The sequence below is a fragment of the Bifidobacterium porcinum genome, assembly GCF_055378475.1.
In genome coordinates this window covers 2,057,877-2,075,993 of the sequence record NZ_AP029603.1, presented here as the reverse complement: position 1 = coordinate 2,075,993, position 18,117 = coordinate 2,057,877, and the positions used below count along the sequence as shown (strand labels likewise).

Here is an 18,117-nt window from a genome sequence, read left to right as displayed (position 1 = left end):
GCGGCCATCCTTTCGTGCATACCTCGTGTTCCCGTCCGTATATGAGAACAATACCGTAGTGTATGTTTACACCGAATCCGGGAAGTTATCCACAGCCTTGCGTGTTGAAATTGCTGAAATGTGAATAACATCAGTGTAATTTGTGGATAACTTTCCCCTCGGTTTCGTTGTGATTGCAACGTTTTTCGGGAATTGTGGGGATTGATTCGCCGGTTGGTAAGCGATGTGGAAAACTCCGAAGAATTATCCACATGCTGTGTCGTGTTGACGAATGGGTAGGGGTGAGAGTAGTTTAGTAGAGCTTGACTCATGAGGAGCCGTGCTTTTGCATGGCTGAAAAACCGGGAGCGTAAATTATGAAGAGGACATTCCAGCCCAATAACCGCCGTCGTCACATGAAGCACGGGTTCCGCGCACGTATGCGTACCCGTTCCGGCCGCGCCGTCATCAACCGTCGTCGCGCCAAGGGCCGCAAGACCCTGTCTGCCTGAACCGGCGAACTGAGCAGTGGAGCGGCTTACAAGTCACCGTGACTTCGTCACCGTGCTGAAACGTCGCCGAAAAGTCAGCGACCATGACATCGTCGTGCACTATCTGGTGCGCGACGATTCACATTCATGCGCCCAATTGGGCGCTATCAGCACCCCAAACGCCCAGTCCGCCGAGACGGCCGGGCGTACGGATTCCACTGGCTCAACGCTTGGAACACCATCGCACCGACGTCTTGGGCTCGCCGTATCCAAATCGGTGGGGCACGCCGTAACCCGCAACAAGGTAAAACGCAGGTTCCGCGTCTTGGCACGGAATCACGAGCAAGTATTGCCCGAACATTGCGATATCGTCATGCGGGCGAAACCATCAGCCGCGCACGCGCCATTTGAATCCCTTGACCGCCAAGTCGAGCGATTGTTCGCGTCCGTCGGCGCACGGGCGGCCCAAGGTAAGTAAGCGGTCGATATGTCAACTGCAACGCAAGCCGCGATTCGGGCCATCCGCTGGTATCAGAGGAATATCTCTGCGAATACGCCGGCACGGTGCAGGTACTATCCGACGTGCTCGAACTATGCCTTGCAAGCCATTCGACGCTTCGGCATAGTGCGTGGCGGAACACTGGCATTGTTGCGTCTGCTGCGGTGTCGCCCCTGGAGTCGCGGTGGTATTGACGACGTTCCGCAGCGTTTCTCGCTGTTCTATCGATATTCCTGGTCGAAGGCCCATGAGGAGCCGCGACTGACGCCACTGGCCTCGCACACGAAGGAGATGGCCTGATCGATGAATACCAATACTGATCAGTTCTTGCTTGACAGCGGCTTTTGGGGTTGGCTGTACAAGCTGTTGACCCCGGTTGAATGGCTGATGACCCAGATCATGGCCATCTTCCACAAGTTCCTGACACTGCTAGGTATGCCCGCCGTCGGTGTTTCTTGGGTGCTCTCCATCATCTTCTTGGTGATTGTGGTGCATGCGTGCATTCTGCCGATTTTCATCAAGCAGATGCGTTCGATGCGCAAGATGCAGGCGCTCCAGCCGAAAATGCAGCACATCCAGAACAAGTACAAGGGCAAGAACGACCAGGCCAGCAAGGACGCCATGAGCCGCGAGCTCATGAAGCTCTATCAGGACAACGACGCCAACCCCGCTGGCTCCTGCCTGCCGATGCTCATCCAGGGCCCGGTATTCATGTGCATGTTCTATGTGCTTTCCGCCATCGAATACATCGCCAAAGGCAAGCGTGCCCCGCTCGGAGCCTTTGACAAGGCCACTGCGCAGCAGTTCTCCGACAGCTCGAACTTCGGTGTGAACATCACCACGCGCTTCATGCACGCCGATACGCATGCGAAGATTGTCATCGGCATCTTCATCGCGCTCATGTGCTTCTTTATGTGGCTCATGCAGTTTTACAACATGCGGCGCAACCTGCCCCGAGCTTCGATGCAGGGCCAGCAATACCGCATGCAGCAGGCGATGACCTGGATGTTCCCCATCATGTACATCTTCTCCGGTTTGAACTTCCCGTTCGCCGTGCTGATTTATTGGCTTACCAACAACGTGTGCAACTTCCTGCGGTCGTTGTGGCAGATTTACACCTTCCCAACTCCGGGGTCGCCCGCTGCGGAAGACAAGGAAATCCGCGATCACAAGCGTGAGAACGCCCGTCGTAAGCGCGCCGGTGAGCCGTCGCTCGAGGAAGAGCAGCTGCAGAAGGCCAAGGACGAGGCCGCTCGTCGTGAGACCGAAGGGTTCCAGCGCAGGCAGCCGAAGCGCAAGAAGAAGAAATAATCCCATGGTGGCGCCGGTATGTCAGGCTATACCGACGCCACCTGTGTGTTGACGGCATGGTATCAGCCGCGACGCCGGGTGTAATCCCCGCAGGAGCCTGAACCCCCGACATGAAGACGGATACGCCGAACAACATTTGTGATGCGCTCAGATGCGGCGAATTTCCGTCCATCCATTAGACTTGACCTATACAGCCGACAAGGAGTACCACATGGCACAGGATGATGAAAAGACGATCGACCAGCTCAATGAGGAAGCTGATATCGCCGCGGATTATCTTGAAGGCCTTCTCGACATCGCCGATTATGACGGTGATATCGAGATGGGCATTCGCAACAACCGACCCGTTGTACAGATTGTTGCCGATGATGACGACGACATCAAGCATCTGGTTGGCAAGAACGGCGAGGTGGTGGACGCCCTGCAGCAGCTGTCCCGGCTTGCGGTGCAGCAGAAGACGGGTGAGCGATCACATCTCATTGTGGATGTTGACGGATTCCTCAAGCACAAGCGTCAGCACCTGCGCGATATTGCGCTTGATGCCATCGACGAAGTGCGCGAGACCGGCGAGCCTGTCGATTTGAAGCCGATGAATTCCTTCGAACGCAAGGTGGTCCATGATCTGGTCCGCGAAGAGGGGCTGCGCTCCCGTTCGCACGGCGAGGAACCGAACCGTCATGTCACCATTTATCTCAAGGCTTCCGCTGTCGATGATGATCAGCATTACGATGACGAATATGATGACGAAGCTGATGAAACAGGTGACGTCGAAGCCTGATTTCAGTCATTTCAGCTCGTCTGGTGATGGGCTTTGACGCTGAATGCGGTTGTGTGAATGCGTAGCTGCTGAGTGCTGCGTGTTTGCACAGCCGCATTCTCTTTGAAACGGATGATGGTTGACTTCGGTGATTGGCCGCGTGGAGAGGTGTTGCTGGTGTTTGGAATGGTTGTGCGGTTGGTTGCTGTTGTTTGCTATTGGTTGTGGATGGGTTTGGTACAACCGGTTGCCGCGAATCGCGGCAAATCGTGGATATGCGGCCGATTCCGGCCGATTGTGTTAGGCTTCAACTGAATAAAAGCTGATAAATAGCTGTATATGTATCATCCGGTGATTCGAGTACATTGAAATCATTACAGAAGGACATACATTCATGATTGAACAAGAACAGACACCTCAAGATGCGGTTGTTGACGAGCTTGATGGTTCCCCACTGCCGCAGCAGATTCTGGGCGACGCCTACCCGGTGTTGCAACGCTTCCATGACAAGCTCATGGCTGAAGGTGAGCCCCGTGGTTTGATTGGGCCTCGGGATGTTCATATTGTCTGGGAACGCCATATTCTGAACTCGGCCGCTGTGGTGCCCTTCATTCGTAAGGTCACTTCGCATGATGCCAAGAAGCGGGTCGCCGATGTCGGCAGTGGTGGCGGTTTTCCTGGCATTGTCGCAGCCGCTTGCCTGCCTGACCGCGAGTTCACTCTTATTGAGCCTATGGAGCGTCGTGTCGAGTGGCTCGAGGAGTGCGTGCAGCAGCTCGGACTTGAGAATGTCAAGATTGTGCGCGCGCGGTCAGAGGAAATCATCAACCAGATTCGAAAGCATGATATCGAACCGTTTGCCGCGGTTACTTGCCGGGCGGTTGCACCGATGACCAAGCTTTCCGGTTGGACCCTGCCGTTGCTGAAGCCGCACGGCCAACTCATCGCTTTGAAAGGTCGTTCCGCACAGGTCGAACTTGATAAGGCGGAGAAGATGATTCGAAAATTCCACGGCGGTCATGCCCGTGTGTGTCTCGCGCCTGTGGGGGAGGGGCTTGAACCGACACATGTGGTGTTGGTGGACAAGATGTAGACAGCGCGCTGTGTTCGGTTTGAGATTTTTCGCAGCATAGCCAGAAGCTGTTGAACCCCGGAATTCCTGCGGTTTTGGTGTTGTGTACTCGGCGGATGGATGCTTGGGCTATTACTGTGGATGCCGCTGATTACACATCCCACCGATAGAGTGATGATACCGGGAACGGGGTGATGTTGGTGGAATGTTTCACGTGAAACATTCCACCAACATCGTGTTGGGCAAGGCTCGATGTTGGAATCAGCCGTGGTTGAGTACCGATGATAGTGCGGGTGGCATGCCTGCGAATTTTGTGAGTTGACGATTACGAAGTCAACGTAATGCCTTTGGCTTCGTGTTTTCTCATCCAATGTGTCCTTCGAGGGAACAGAATCCCGTCTCAACGGCAGAGGCGTTCGTCCTGTTTGCCAGTATGCCAATTGCGGTGACACCGTTGTCTGCATCTGTGCCTCGTTGTTTGAGTGTCGGCGTACTGTTCTTGGTTCCGGTTTGTTGTGATACCTGCAACCACGACGGAGCACGGATCCCGGAGAATCAATCATCAACAGTGAACGTTTTATCACATTACGACTTGTCTACCCCGCAGACACCAGCACATCATAAGTGCACGTTGTTTCCTTCACATCATGTGTTGGTTTGTCCGTTGCGTTTGAATTCCTGATTCCAGGTGATGTGTCCTGACCGTGTCTGGTCTGTGTTTCAATGATCTAGCGACTTGATCATGTCAGCATTGGCAACAGCCTTATACCTGTTGGTGGATTGCCATATATTTGTTTCCAACTGTCTGTGTTGCTCTTCGTGCTGGATTCGATTGTTAAACTACTGATATCACTGACTTGCCGTGAGTTTTTATTGGAAAGGATACTGTGGTTCCGCATGACCACGGGTTGTCGGCTGTGGGGCTGATGTTTCACGTGAAACATCAACAGGCTTGAAGAACGGTGGCTATAGATGTTTCGCCGATTAGATCCACACCCATTCAAATGTCGAAAGTCTTGAAACTGAATTACTTGCGCTGGGATAGTTGGGAATGACATCACCGGTGGCATTGAACACAGCTTGTGTCGGTCTGTTGAACATGTCTGGTACTGATAATGCTGATGGGTTCTTCAGTAGTGTCCGGAAGTTACCGCCTGTTGCTGGTTTCCAAATTCATCAGCGTTTGTGGGTGTTTTTGTTGGTGTCATGTTTCCAGTTCTCATATTGCAGGTGTATTGAGAACAGTATCCGCCATGGATCAGCGGCTTGCCCTATAGGGTGACGTAGTCACTCTATTATTGGCGGGAAATGTGCTAATAATGATAGCGTCGTCGAGATCTGGTACCCATTTAACAAAGAGTGAGGGGAGTGATACAGAGAGTCTAGGTTGCCACTGTTTAGTAATACGTAGCGATGTGCGCCATCTGACAGGCGAATTTCAAATCTACGATGATGTTTCACGTGAAACATCGAAAGTTGAGTGAGGGTTCTTTATTGCATTCTGTTCCCCTCCTACCTATAGATGCAGCGGGGGCCTGATTCTGTTTGGATAGACCCTCTCGATGTGATAAACGGAGGCAGGTGACAATCTCTCAAAACTCGCTGGCTGTGGGATCGCAGAATCGGAATGTTTCACGTGAAACATCGTTCCATCAATTGTGTGCATGAGCTAGTTCGACGAACAGTGCGAGGCAGGACGTATGGAATCAATCCTGTTGCTCATCATGCTGTTGCGCTCCAACAGGAGTTGTGTGCTGTGGTGTGACGAATCGCTTACACATGAATCCCAGTAGATCGGTGGTGTCGTGTCGTCTGTTGACGTCGTATATCGCAGTGAGGGAGGAAAATTTAGAATCCAGAACAAGCGCGCCCGTGCTTGGTGTGCGTATGAAGGAAACAGCTGCATCACGTCGGAGATGCAGGAATATTTCCGGGGCAGGAAAGCTATCAAAACACAATTTGACATCGATAAAGGATGTTAGATGCCCAGCGACGTAGTCAAGTACATCATGTTGTTCCTATCTGTCTGAGGTGACATGGCAAGATTGATTCGCTTTGGACAACACAATCAGCGATGAATTGTGTGGATGATAATAGCCACTCACCCGCACCGTCGCAACATTCTTGGCAATGTTTCACGTGAAACATTGACATCTGTTGATTGATTGTCGGATGTAATACGGATAGGGCAAATCAAGGTTTAGCACCACTCATTCCCGCCTCAAGAAACTAGGTTATCCACATTTTCACGTCGCAAAAAAGTTATCCACAACAATCGTGTTTACCTTCGGGAAATGCTGTTTCCGTGATTTCCTGCGGTTTTGTGGTGAGATGAAACTAGGTTATCCACAGAGTTGTACAATGTTGTCCACATTTATCCACAATGTGGTGGATATCTTGCCGGGCATGTCCAGTGCAATGGGGAAACTGGAACAACTGTATATCAAGGAGGAGCTTTGTCGACGGCTGCACAACGTTCAACAGGTCCAGAGCAAGGGGGTCGGTCCATGAATTCCGCCTCGGATATCATCCGTCGCATATTTGGTGATCAAGCGGATTCGCTCGGCAGTGAAATCGCAGAGGAAACCACCAGATATCAAGCTCTCCATATGGTGACGTTCCCCAAGCCGGCATCAACGCGGCGTATTGCTGTGGCCAATCAGAAAGGTGGCGTCGGCAAGACCACGACCACGGTGAATCTTGCTGCTGCTCTTGCTGATAGTGGAGCAAGGGTGCTTGTTCTGGATATGGATCCTCAGGGCAATGCGTCTACTGCATTGGGTGCGCACCACATTTCAGGCGAACCCTCGATTTATGACGTCATCGAGGGGCGTACGACTATTCGTGAAGCGATTCAGCAATGCCCGTCATTTGATCATATGGATGTCGTCCCGGCGTCTATTGATTTGAGCGGCGCGGAGCTTGAAATTGCCGATCTCGGCGACAGGACCGATTTGCTCAAACATGCCTTGGATAAGTATCTAGAATCATGCGATGAGCCCTACGACTATGTGTTCGTTGATTGTCCGCCAAGCTTGGGCCTGCTGGTAATCAATGCGATGTGTGCTGTAACGGAAGTGCTGATTCCTATCCAGGCTGAGTATTATGCGCTCGAAGGTCTGGGACAGCTCATCAACACCATTGGTCTGGTACAGGAGCATTACAATCCTGTGCTGCTGGTGTCCACCATGTTGGTGACGATGTTTGACAAGCGTACGATTCTGAGCCGTCAAGTTTATGATGAAGTGAAGAGCCATTATCCCAATATCGTGCTTGACACGACGATTCCTCGTTCGGTCAAGATCTCAGAGGCGCCGAGTTTTCAGCAGACGGTGATTGCATATGACCCGCATGGCATGGGGGCGATTGCCTATGGGGAAGCGGCTCTTGAAATTGCGAGGAGATCTCCGGCGGTCTTGGCAACTTTGGAAGCAAAACGAGGTGAGCACTGAATGGCAACGAAGTCACGTCTGGGCAAAGGGCTTGGAGCATTGTTCCCTGCATTGCCTGGAGATCCGAATGAGTCCAAACAACATGCCGCTGAGCCGAATCATACTGCCGCAGTTGAGGCTGGTGCCAGTACATCGGTCAAGCATGACAAGGTATCTTCTCGTGCATCGCAGCGTGAGAGCAAGCTTGCGCAGAATCGGACACCTGCGCATGATACGGCTTCGGTAGAGACACGACAGCAACATCAGAGGAAGCATGACGATGTTTCACGTGAAACATCTGCAACATCTGAAACATCGACTCATACTGCATCTGCCAATACCAAGCAGCATGCGCATGGGCAATCACGTTTGCAGCATCGGATGAGCATTCCGTCGCTCGAAGAAATGACCCATCCGAGCGATGTGTTCTTCGGAGCAATGCAATCAACGGAAACGCCTGTAGAGAAGCGTTCTGCAAGCGAGAGTAAGGTTCAGCAGAATCACGCGACTGACGCTAAGTCTGTCGCCAATGAGGGAGCGTCCTCTGCTCGTTCGACCGAAGCGATTGCCGATGCCGACAATGGAAAAGGTTCTACGGATGACGATGTTTCACGTGAAACATCGGCAGATACTGATAGCCGGAACGAAGAACTGAAACCGGTGCAGGGTGGTTATCTGGCCGAGTTAAAGCTGGATGACATCGGTCCAAACAAAGAACAGCCGCGAACCATCTTTGATGAGGATGAGTTGCGGGAGCTTGCCGAATCAATCCGTGAGGTCGGTGTATTGCAGCCGATTGTGGTGCGTAAGCGGCCGCAAGCGCAACTCGTGGAATCGACATCGCATCAGGCGGATGCCGACGATACCAACGATGTGATGCGTCGGCCATACGAACTGATTATGGGAGAGCGCAGGTGGAGAGCCTCGCAGCTTGCTGGACTGGAGACCATTCCGGCGATTGTCAAGACGACATCCGACAACGAGATGCTTCGTGACGCGTTGCTTGAGAATCTGCACCGAGTCGCCTTGAATCCTCTTGAAGAGGCGGCTGCATATCAACAGATGATTGATGAGTTTGGACTGACCCAGGCACAGTTGTCGAAGTCCGTGTCAAAGTCCAGGCCACAGATTGCGAATACCTTACGGTTGCTGAATCTTCCGGCCTCAGTCCAGAAGAAAGTCGCCGCGGGTGTATTGTCTGCAGGGCATGCGCGGGCCTTGCTTGGGTTGTCCAATGAAGAAGATATGGACAAGCTTGCCAACAGAATCATCGCTGAGGGTCTTTCCGTACGCAGCACTGAGGAAATCGTCGCGTTGAAGACCATGGCGGGGGAGAAACCTAAGAAGGAAAACAAGAAGGTCGCGAACCCGTGGGCTGATTCTCCGATTCAGCAGCACCTTGAACAGCGCTTGGACACCAAGGTGACAATCAAGGGTAATCAGAAGAAAGGGCGGATCGAGATTACATTCTCGTCGCCAGATGATATGCAACGGATTCTGGACATTCTGATGCCGCAGCAGCAGGAGGGGAATGCGTCTGCAGCCGCTGATGGGGAATCTGACTGGGTGTGATGCGAGGCGGATTTTCTGGACTCTTGAGCCGAAAACGCGGTGTGGCCGCAATCCAAGGTTTCCCCGGATTTCTGATTTGCAGCAGGAATCCGGGGATTCTGTTGTTCACTAGGCGATGGTGACTGCACTGTGTGTGGCCGTGCTTGAATTCAGTCGGGAATCTGCCATGATACGGCGTGTCGGGTCGTATCACCGGATATTAGGTATTCAGAACAATCAGATTACTTTATGGTAGCTTTCAGTATTGAATGCCGTTCGATCGGCGTTGTGCTGTGGTTTATCACGGGATACGGGCTGGTACGGGTACGTGACAATCTCAGCTGGCGATAGCTGACGACAGTCGGATTGTGGGCGCCGCTGCCGGCAATCAGTGGAGGTGAGGGAATGTCTCTGCCGATGATGGTGGAATCCGTTCGTATTGTAAAGACCAACAACCCGGTTACGTCGGGGCCACAGCGTAACCGGGTTGAGTGGATGTACTAACCGTCTATGCTGAGGCGGTGTTGAGTGTAACCAGTTTGAGTTGATATACAAACTATCTACGCTAGGGGCGTGCTGAGCGTAACGAGTTTGAGAGATCACACAATCTGGTGACGCTGGCAAGGCGCGTTGTGTAACCAGATTGGGTGGGTGTACAAACTGGTTACGCTGGCAAGGCTGTTTTCGTAGACAGTTAGTAGTGAGATGGTGGTGGGGAATAGCGGTATGCTGGGGCGAATACCTGCCGAATGACTCAGGCTTGTTCGGCGAGGTAGGCTTGCGCGTCGAGGGCTGCGCGGCAACCCATGCCTGCTGCCGAAATGGCTTGCCGGTAGACGCCATCCACCACATCACCCGCTGCAAACACGCCAGGCACACTGGTACGAGTCGAAGAACCGTCAACAGTGATATACCCATGCTCATCAAGTTGAAGGGCACCGTGAAGGAATTCAGTAGCGGGTGTGTGCCCGATTGCGACGAAAACACCGTTGGCCGGGATTTCAGTCGTATCGCCGGTCACTGTATCGCGAATCGTCACGGAGTGGGCGCCCGACTCATCATCGCCGTTCACACGCTCCACCACGGCGTTCATCCGGAAATCAACTTTCGGGTTCTTTTCCGCCCGGTCAACCAGAATGCGCGAGGCTCGGAATGTGTCACGCCGATGGATCACCGTCACCGAAGAACCGAAACGGCTCAGGAAATCAGCCTCGGTCAGCGCACTGTCTCCACCGCCGACCACGACGATGGGCTTGCCGCGGAAGAAGAATCCGTCGCAGGTGGCACAGTACGAAACACCGCGGCCGGAGTATTCGGCTTCGCCCGGTACCCCGAGTTTGCGTACCTGCGAGCCGGTGGCCACGATTACAGCACGGGCGGTATACGTATCACCGCCGTCCAGTACAACATGCTTGGAATCGCCCTGCACATCTGCGCTGACCACGTCGTCATAGACGATTTCTGCGCCGAAACGCTCAGCTTGCTTGCGCATGGCATCCATGAGATCGGGGCCCATGATGCCGTCTGGGAACCCGGGGAAGTTCTCCACTTCAGTGGTATTGACCAGCTGTCCGCCGGGCGTGAGCGCCCCGGCAATGACCACCGGACGATACCCGGCGCGGCCAAGATAAATGGCCGCAGTGTAGCCGGCAGGCCCGGAACCGATGATGATCACGTCTGTTGTCTGTTCACTCATGCGTCCTAACCTAGCACGTCCAGACGGCCATGATTGTGCTGTCAGCACAGTGGCGAGACATCCTGCAACGGAGTAACGCAGGACCGCAGTCGCGGCAGCGGCATCGACAACCGCCTGAAAACAAACCGGGGCGGCCGTCCGCAACAATGCGCAGACAACCGCCCCGGAGAAAGCCCAGCAGCCGTGAAAACAGCCGCAAGAACTGCCGTGAAGGCAGCCGTTAATACAGCTGAACCGATTTGATGTACAACTGGTTGCCGGGCAGACTATCCCGCGGCACCCACATGAGGAAGTCCTGGCTCTTCACCGTCTTCGTAAGCTTGACGTCAGTCGTTCCGCTCGCGTCGAAGGAGAACTGAGCGACCTGCTCGCCCTGCGTCGGATCCGCGGTTGTATTGGCATACAGGTAGCCAGTGCCGCCGGAAGACCTGATCGACACTACGAAGCGGTACACGCTTTCCGGCTCGCTCAGATGCATATAATAGCCGTAGCCATCCTGACCGCCGGGCTTGGTGAGGAACTCCTGTTTATCAATCGAATACGGGGTGTTATTCTCCGGAACCTTGGGCGTCGGCACGGCGGAAGCGTCCTTGTCCTTGGTGATGACGCTCGACTTGCCGGATGAGCCCGACGATGATGCATCGCCGGTAGGCGTGCTGCTACCGAACGGCACCTTGTCGAGATTCTGGGACGGCCATGCACTCGACTGCTTCGTGACACCGAGTGTGGTGCCGCCGGAAAGGCTATGCAGGGCAAGTCCTGCGGCCGCCGCAACCACCACAATGACGACGACGATTGCCACAACCTTCGTGCTGAACCGGCCAAACAATTTCTCGTCCGCCACATCGTCCTGGGTGACCGGATTGTAGTCTTCGTGCGTCTCCTTCTCCGGTTCCACAGTCGGCGCGAAGCTCGGCGGGCGGCTCACCGGAGTGTTGGCAGCGAGAATCTGCGTCTGTTCGTTCTCCAAGGCGCGTCGTGATTCGTCACCGGGGGGAACCGGCACCCCGTTCGCATCGTATACAGGAATCCTGCTCGTGGATTCATTCACCGACGGCGGTTGCAAACGATGGGCGTTCTTGGCCGCCTTGCGGGCGAAATCGAATCGCATCGTCGCCTGGGTGTCGGTATACGGGCCGGACGCCGCGTTGAAGTTCGGGAAAATCGCGTTATCCGGGTCGGGAACGGACGGAGCCATGATATTGGCCACTTCCGCAGCGGCGATGTCATGGAAGTCGTAGTCGGTGCTGTCAGTGACTTCAGGATGGGGAATGGTCTGCCTGTTGGGGTTGCGAGGAACCGCCTGGCTGTTCTTCATCCATTCGGCCGATTCCTGCTGCATCGCCTGCTGAATGGCCTGCTGGCGGGCGGCAAGAGCTTCGGCATGGTCGGTGTTGTTACTGCCGGCGTCAGGAATCGCGGCGGACGCACCCGGCAAGACACTCGCCTGGGCGGCTTGCGCATACGAATGCTGTTCGAAGGACGAGGACAGATCCTGCGGGAAATCAAGAATATGCCCAGGGTCAGGTGTTTTCAACGCTGCGTTGGCAATGGAGCATTCTGCATCGATACTTGGCAGGGCGATGTCACTGTTCTGCAAGTGCGACAACGGTTCCCAGTCGCCGAGTAGCGCGGTGAGTTCGGCAAGCGACTCCATAGGGATGACACTGCCGTTCCCGTCGGATTCCAAGCCACGATGGCAGATGAGACGGAATTCGCCGGGCACGTCCGGGCCGAGCTTGGACAAATCGAATTGGGTATCCACCGATGAAGGGGTGCGGGTGATCAGGGCATACAACACGGCGGCGAGTTGGCGGGTCGCCAGACGCTCGGCCCCGAGCCCTTCCGGGGCATGTGACGTGTCGGCGAGCATCGGGCTCAGCGTCGCATCGGCGAGCTGGACCCCGTTCGCGGTCAGACGGATGGTATCGGTGTTCAGCGCGTAGTGCGACAACCCGTCCACCAAGAGCTGACGCATTGCAGATGCGGTTTCGCCGAGAATCGACCGCATGGCCGCATGACTGAGGGTTCCTGACGCCGGTCCGTGGAAGTAATCGGTCAGCGACAAACCGTTATCCACAGCGGTGATGATAATCGACACGTCACCGCGATGCTGGAGTTGAAGGACCTGTGTGAAACGACGGTTGCGCGACAGGGCTAGGGATGACGCGATCGCGTCGACTTTGGCGATCGCATCGGCGTCGGTGACGATGTACAGCTGGCAATCACGCGCGAGGACACGGTCATTTGCCTTCCACGCTTGCAGGCCGGGTTCGTCACGCAACAGTGACACCAACGTATACCGGTTGATAACGGTATCTCCCAGTTGAGGCTTCATAGTTCCTTCGGCTCCATAACGAGAAATTCGCGTGCTCGCGGGTGATGTAGTAGTAGTCATTCTAACGACTGGAGTGGTCGAAACGGCGGTGGGTACTGCCGTGTCTTCCGCAGAATCGGCTTGCGGGCCGGTTCTTGGCCTGTCAGGGGCGCGATTGCCCGGATTGCTTGGTCCGTCCGGATTATCGGGATTGTCTGGTTCGTCCGGCTCTCCGGAGGTGGCCCGATTGTCGGCGGTTTCGGTAGTGTCGGTGGAATCCGCGGATTCGTCGGCAGTGTCGCCGGCAGGCTGATCGCCATCGACATTCGCCGCATTGCCAGACCGTCGGGAGGCGACCCGTGCCTTGAGCGACGACAACATCGTGACCAGTTCCTCGGTGTGCATACCCCACAAGGCGCCCACATAGACCGCAATCACCACAATGCCGATGACGACGCACACGCCGACGGATTGCAGCCAGTTCATATGCCCGCCGGAAGGGGTGAGTTCCGCGCCCAGCAGATGTTCCACGGGTCCGCGCAGCCATAGACCGACAATCGCCGCGGCTACCGCTGCGGCAGTGGCCTTGATATAAGACAAGGCGATACGACGGCCGTCCAAGCGGTTCTCGAAGCGTTTGCGCAGCATCCACACCAGCAGGGGGAAGGACAGTGCATAGGCTAGCGTAACGGCGACACCGCGCATCAGCGTCCAATCCAGAGGAGAAAGCACCTTGGTGGTAATCAGCAGGGTGAGCATCTGAATGCTGAGCTGGACAGCCATGAATATGAACGGGGATCGCCCGTCCTCGAAGGCGTAGAAGGTGCGTTGGATGATCAGATAGGAGCTTGACAACGGCAGTGACAGTGACAGCGCAATCATCGGCCCTGACATCAGCTGTGCTTCGCCCACGCTAATCGAAGGCAGCAAGGCGAGCGAAATCGGGACGGACAACACGACGAATATCGCGGAGAAGAAGCTCATGAGCAGGGTGACATTGCGCAGCGCATCGCTCAAATCATCGCGGGCGGTGTTTAAATCATTATCAGCGACTGCTCGGGAAACCCTCGGAAACACTGCGGTCGCCACTGACACCGCAATCAACGAATACGGAAGAATGTAAATCGTGAACGCATTCTGGTAGGTGGCATTACCGGCGACCAGCGTCTCATCAATGCCGAACAGCTGATGCGCACGCAGTGGGGCGTTCGTGGTGATACGGGTCGAAATGATGGTCAGCAGCTGGTCGATGCCGACAATCCCCAGACTCCACGCGGCCACCGAACCCATCGAGCGCAAACCGATACCGTGGATACCCCAACGCCAGCGGTACCGCAACCCCAGTTTGAACAAGGGCAGGAACAATACCAGTGCCTGGACGGCCACGCCCAGCGTCCACGTGCCGGCGGTCAGCATGATTTTGTCCGTGGTCCAGAAGCTCAGCGGCTGCTTATCGGCCTTGCCGAACATCACAATGAACAGCGTGAATCCGGCACAGCTGACGATATTCGCCGCGACCGAACTCCACGCGTACATGCCGAAATGGTTTTTCGCCGCCAGAATCTGGCCGAGTACGGTATACAGGCCGTAGAAGAAGATCTGCGGCATGCACCACAGCGCGAATGCATTGGTCAGCGCGAGCATGTCCTTGCCGCCGTTCGCGTACAGATGCGTGAACGCGGGGGTGGTGGCGGTCAGCAGCATCATTGCGATTGTGATGCCCGCCAGTAGCGCGATGGCGAAGGTGATGAGCTTGTTGAGCCGGTCCTCGGCATCATCCTCTTTGAGCGTGCGCACAATCTGGGGGACGAGCACCGCGTTGAAAATGCCCCCCGAAATCAGCGTGAAAATCACCTGCGGGATCATCGAGCCGGCCTGATACGCGTTCGCAGCCATGCCGGTGGTGCCGACAGCTGCCGCGAGCAGAATCGTACGGATTTGGCCGGTCAGTCGGGAAGCCGCCGTGCCGACGGCCATCACGAAGGAATTATGTCCAACCGAGGAACTCATTCGTCAGGATCTTTCTTCCGATGGAATTGACGCCACAGGCCTACCACGCCGAGCAGAAAAGCCACCCCGATGAACGCGATGCCGGTCTTGTCACTGATTTGCAGAGAACTGGTGATGGTCGTCGTCTGTGCCGACGAGAACGTGGAGCCCTGACGGTCCAGAAGCGTCAGATGCACCGTGGTGGAACCCGAAGTCGCCACGCGGATGGCGAAGGTGACCTGCGCCTCGCCATGGGCGGGAACCGTGACATCCGCGTACCGGCTGGTCACAATCTCCATGGAGTCGGTCAGCGAAGACACACGAACACGCACCGGATACGGGTTCGCGTTCGTCACTGTGACTGGCATGCTTGCCGTCTCGCTGACCACGGTGACCGTATCGGTCGGGGTAATGGACACGTTGTTTAGCAATGTGGTCGACAAACCGGTCGCGGCATCGCCCATACGCTGGATGACCGCCGCATTGCCGGATAGCGCAAGCAATCCCATACGCGATTGCAGGGAATTCAGGCATGTCATCCATGAGGAAGGGCCTTTTGCGTTGTTTTCGGCGACCTTCGAGGCGTCATGTCGTGCCAGTGATTGCTCGTCACCGCTGTTGGACGTACTTGCGGTTGCGCTTGCGGAAGGCGACGACGACGGATTGGAATACAGGACATGTTCCTTGAACTGGTTCAGACTCCTCACGCTGGCCGTGAACGTCGACAACGCGGCCTCAAGACGTTTGCGTGACGCTGCGGTGATGCCGGAGCTCTGAGGCACGATGTCGGACGTCTCGTCGCCGCTGAGATAAGCGTCCGAAGCGATGAGGGTGTTCAGGTCTGTGAGATTGAGCCATGTGGATTGTTCGACGGCGCTCATCAGGGTGTCGATCAGCGTGGTCGATGCCCCGGGTTTGAGACACACCAGCAGGTTGCGGGATGTATAAGGCTGTTCCATCTGGTAGAACGCGCTTTGCGCGACAAACCGCGACAGGCGTCCCGCATCGCTTGTCTCGCTGTCCGCCTCGCTGCTGGTTGCCTTGCCTTGGGCGAGGCCGCTCAGCTCCTGCTGGGCGGTGAGAACCGTCACATCGCCGGAATCCGTGGGAACAACGTATTTGCCCGTGTGGACCGTCCCGGAGGTGTTGGCGTCATAGCCGGAGGTGGCGATAACCGTCGAATAGCCCTGTTGACGCGCGATATTCAACGCCTGACGGGTCCAGCGGCCACTGCCTTGCCACGCGATGATGGTATGTGTCGCATTCGTGTTGCCGACCGCCGAACGGTAGGTGGCCATGCTTGCGGAGGCATCCCAATCAGAGGATTTGACGCCGGCGGACTGATAGGCGTCAGGCGTGTCCAGCGCCGCGTACCCGGTGATGTCGAACATGCCTGGCTGGGCGATTGCTGATGTCTGTGTGGGGATGGACATGGATTGCAAATACATGGGGTCGGCGACAATCTGCAGCTTGGCGTGCTTGGCGACGAGCTGGGATTCGGCGCGTTCGCGTTTCGCCGCGTCGGTCCCCGTGAAAATCGCGTCTGCCACCGAAGACGAGTTCAGCCGTGAGCGCTCCGCGTTGACGATATTGGACACGATGGTCGTATTGCTCTGCCAGGAGGTTGAGCTCAGTGGTTGGACAACTGTGATGTTCATCGCCGGCGTGTCGGCCGTTTTCAGTCCGTCGGTCGAACGGGTCAGGAAGGTGTGCAGGGAGGCGCTGGCCGAGCCGGATGCCGACGCATAGGAGATGCGCACCGGCTTGGGCCCCCAACTGGTGATTGAGGCCAACTGTTCGGCAGATGCGTCCACATCGACGTTCACTGTCGCGGTGCCGTGGGCGGCGATATTGCCAACATCGATCTGGGACAGCTGGCTGGTCATGGGGATACGCGACTGGCCTTGCGCCCAATCCTGGATATCGGTCCGCGAAACGAAGGTGTACAGTGCGTTCGCGGCGACCGTCAACGTGCCGTCACCGGTGGCTACGCTCGACGTATTCTGCAAGGTGAGTTGCAGATGATAGCCGGATGAGGCAGTGACCACCGGGGTCGCGCTGTCGATGCTCATCAAGATTGAGGAGTCGCTCTGCCGTTGCGTGGTGCGCGAGGTGGTTTTCGAAGTGGTTGTAGAGGTGGGCTTGGTTGATGTGCTGGCGGCGTTTGCCACGCTCGCATCTGCGGCAGCATACCCGAACATCGAAGGCACGACGACGGCGAGGATACAGACGACCAGCAGGCGCAGCAGACGCTGCATCCGCGCCGACTGGATGCCATGATGTGCGGGGTAGTTCAACGTTATGCCTGCCTGTTCAGTTTCCTGGCGTAGAGCCATGCGATCTTGCGTTCATTAGGATAGCTGAGCACATTGTCCAGATCCTCGAACTTCACCCAGATCGCGTCCTCCGCCTCATGGTCGGGGTCGCCGGTTACCGTCAGCTCACCGCTGATTCGACGAAGCGCATAATGATGCACCAGCTTGTGCACGCGTTGGTTGGTTCCGGTGAACCAGTAGTCGATTGTGGCGATGGAATCCACCACCTCACCGAGGATCCCCGTTTCCTCATGCACTTCACGGACCGCGGTCTCCTGCGGCGTTTCGCCCTTCTCGATATGCCCCTTCGGCAGACACCATTCCAGATGCCCGCTGCGTGAATGCCGGGCGATGATCGCGACACGGCCGAGTTCGTCGAACACGAGTCCGCCAGCGGAGTACTCCCTGACGACCGGAAGTTCCTGCGCGTCCAGGGAGGCGAACGTTGCGGGCGTGTCACCGGTCCTGCGGTGAGGCATCAAGGCAGGAGTAGGGGTTCCCGGCTCCATATCCTGGTATTGCACGGGTTTTTCCGATTGCGACGTGTACATCAGCGTGTCGGGCGACGGGCCCATTTGGGTATGCTTATCCGCAGCATTGGCGAGCATGCGCGCAAAGTCTGCGGGAGTAATCATGTCTTCCACCTTACTCAAACCAATGTGCAGGTGGAGTAACGGTATGCTTGGAGGCGTAGGAAGTGCTGAATCGA

12 protein-coding genes are annotated in these 18,117 nt (G+C 55.9%); 8 read left to right on the top strand and 4 right to left on the bottom strand.

The annotated features are described in order from the left end of the window. Positions 1 to 356: 356 nt before the first annotated feature. The 8 genes from rpmH to ACZ41G_RS08165 all read left to right on the top strand — a co-directional run bounded on the left by rpmH (position 357) and on the right by ACZ41G_RS08165 (position 9,112). Positions 357 to 491: a 50S ribosomal protein L34 gene (gene rpmH / locus ACZ41G_RS08200; protein ID WP_015451361.1), complete on the top strand. Its 135-nt coding sequence runs from the start codon at positions 357 to 359 to the stop codon at positions 489 to 491. Positions 492 to 507: 16 nt separating this feature from the next. After that, entirely contained in the window at positions 508 to 948 is a 441-nt protein-coding gene (gene rnpA / locus ACZ41G_RS08195; RefSeq protein ID WP_081966565.1) for a ribonuclease P protein component, read from the top strand. A 9-nt stretch (positions 949 to 957) separates the two neighbouring features. After that, positions 958 to 1,269, top strand: coding sequence for a membrane protein insertion efficiency factor YidD (gene yidD, locus ACZ41G_RS08190; protein ID WP_015451360.1), 312 nt, complete (start codon positions 958 to 960; stop codon positions 1,267 to 1,269). Positions 1,270 to 1,272: 3 nt separating this feature from the next. Further along, positions 1,273 to 2,280 (top strand): membrane protein insertase YidC, encoded by a 1,008-nt coding sequence (gene yidC, locus ACZ41G_RS08185; RefSeq protein WP_033506948.1) that lies wholly within the window; start codon positions 1,273 to 1,275, stop codon positions 2,278 to 2,280. 211 nt (positions 2,281 to 2,491) lie between these two features. Then, the gene (locus ACZ41G_RS08180; RefSeq protein ID WP_033492898.1) at positions 2,492 to 3,058 is read left to right on the top strand and encodes a Jag family protein; all 567 of its coding nucleotides are present in this window, start codon (positions 2,492 to 2,494) and stop codon (positions 3,056 to 3,058) included. Positions 3,059 to 3,431: 373 nt separating this feature from the next. After that, complete coding sequence (gene rsmG / locus ACZ41G_RS08175; protein WP_321046879.1) at positions 3,432 to 4,130, top strand: 16S rRNA (guanine(527)-N(7))-methyltransferase RsmG; 699 nt, start codon at positions 3,432 to 3,434, stop codon at positions 4,128 to 4,130. 2,486 nt (positions 4,131 to 6,616) lie between these two features. Next, entirely contained in the window at positions 6,617 to 7,561 is a 945-nt protein-coding gene (locus ACZ41G_RS08170) for a ParA family protein (RefSeq protein WP_441482252.1), read from the top strand. Then, entirely contained in the window at positions 7,562 to 9,112 is a 1,551-nt protein-coding gene (locus ACZ41G_RS08165; RefSeq protein ID WP_464145257.1) for a ParB/RepB/Spo0J family partition protein, read from the top strand. 733 nt (positions 9,113 to 9,845) lie between these two features. On the opposite strand, the gene trxB is transcribed toward ACZ41G_RS08165, so the two are convergent. The 4 genes from trxB to ACZ41G_RS08145 all read right to left on the bottom strand — a co-directional run bounded on the left by trxB (position 9,846) and on the right by ACZ41G_RS08145 (position 18,043). Beyond that, positions 9,846 to 10,787, bottom strand: a complete 942-nt coding sequence (gene trxB, locus ACZ41G_RS08160; protein ID WP_464145255.1) for a thioredoxin-disulfide reductase — start codon at positions 10,785 to 10,787, stop codon at positions 9,846 to 9,848. 220 nt (positions 10,788 to 11,007) lie between these two features. Beyond that, positions 11,008 to 15,114, bottom strand: a complete 4,107-nt coding sequence (locus ACZ41G_RS08155; RefSeq protein ID WP_464145253.1) for a lipid II flippase MurJ — start codon at positions 15,112 to 15,114, stop codon at positions 11,008 to 11,010. Then, entirely contained in the window at positions 15,111 to 17,429 is a 2,319-nt protein-coding gene (locus ACZ41G_RS08150; RefSeq protein WP_081966564.1) for a DUF6049 family protein, read from the bottom strand. The genes ACZ41G_RS08155 and ACZ41G_RS08150 overlap by 4 nt, the downstream gene beginning before the upstream one ends. Continuing rightward, positions 17,393 to 18,043 carry an NUDIX hydrolase gene (locus tag ACZ41G_RS08145; protein WP_033506937.1) on the bottom strand — a complete coding sequence of 217 codons (651 nt, stop codon included), beginning with the start codon at positions 18,041 to 18,043 and terminating at the stop codon, positions 17,393 to 17,395. The genes ACZ41G_RS08150 and ACZ41G_RS08145 overlap by 37 nt, the downstream gene beginning before the upstream one ends. Positions 18,044 to 18,117: the final 74 nt, after the last annotated feature.

Bases quoted from the DNA above. Each gene is read 5' to 3' on its own strand.
- ACZ41G_RS08180 (WP_033492898.1), top strand. From the start codon at position 2,492: ATGGCACAGGATGATGAAAAGACGATCGACCAGCTCAATGAGGAAGCT.
- ACZ41G_RS08165 (WP_464145257.1), top strand. From the start codon at position 7,562: ATGGCAACGAAGTCACGTCTGGGCAAAGGGCTTGGAGCATTGTTCCCT.
- yidD (WP_015451360.1), top strand. From the start codon at position 958: ATGTCAACTGCAACGCAAGCCGCGATTCGGGCCATCCGCTGGTATCAG.
- trxB (WP_464145255.1), bottom strand. From the start codon at position 10,787: ATGAGTGAACAGACAACAGACGTGATCATCATCGGTTCCGGGCCTGCC.
- ACZ41G_RS08145 (WP_033506937.1), bottom strand. From the start codon at position 18,043: ATGATTACTCCCGCAGACTTTGCGCGCATGCTCGCCAATGCTGCGGAT.
- ACZ41G_RS08170 (WP_441482252.1), top strand. From the start codon at position 6,617: ATGAATTCCGCCTCGGATATCATCCGTCGCATATTTGGTGATCAAGCG.
- ACZ41G_RS08150 (WP_081966564.1), bottom strand. From the start codon at position 17,429: ATGGCTCTACGCCAGGAAACTGAACAGGCAGGCATAACGTTGAACTAC.
- rpmH (WP_015451361.1), top strand. From the start codon at position 357: ATGAAGAGGACATTCCAGCCCAATAACCGCCGTCGTCACATGAAGCAC.
- ACZ41G_RS08155 (WP_464145253.1), bottom strand. From the start codon at position 15,114: ATGAGTTCCTCGGTTGGACATAATTCCTTCGTGATGGCCGTCGGCACG.
- rsmG (WP_321046879.1), top strand. From the start codon at position 3,432: ATGATTGAACAAGAACAGACACCTCAAGATGCGGTTGTTGACGAGCTT.
- yidC (WP_033506948.1), top strand. From the start codon at position 1,273: ATGAATACCAATACTGATCAGTTCTTGCTTGACAGCGGCTTTTGGGGT.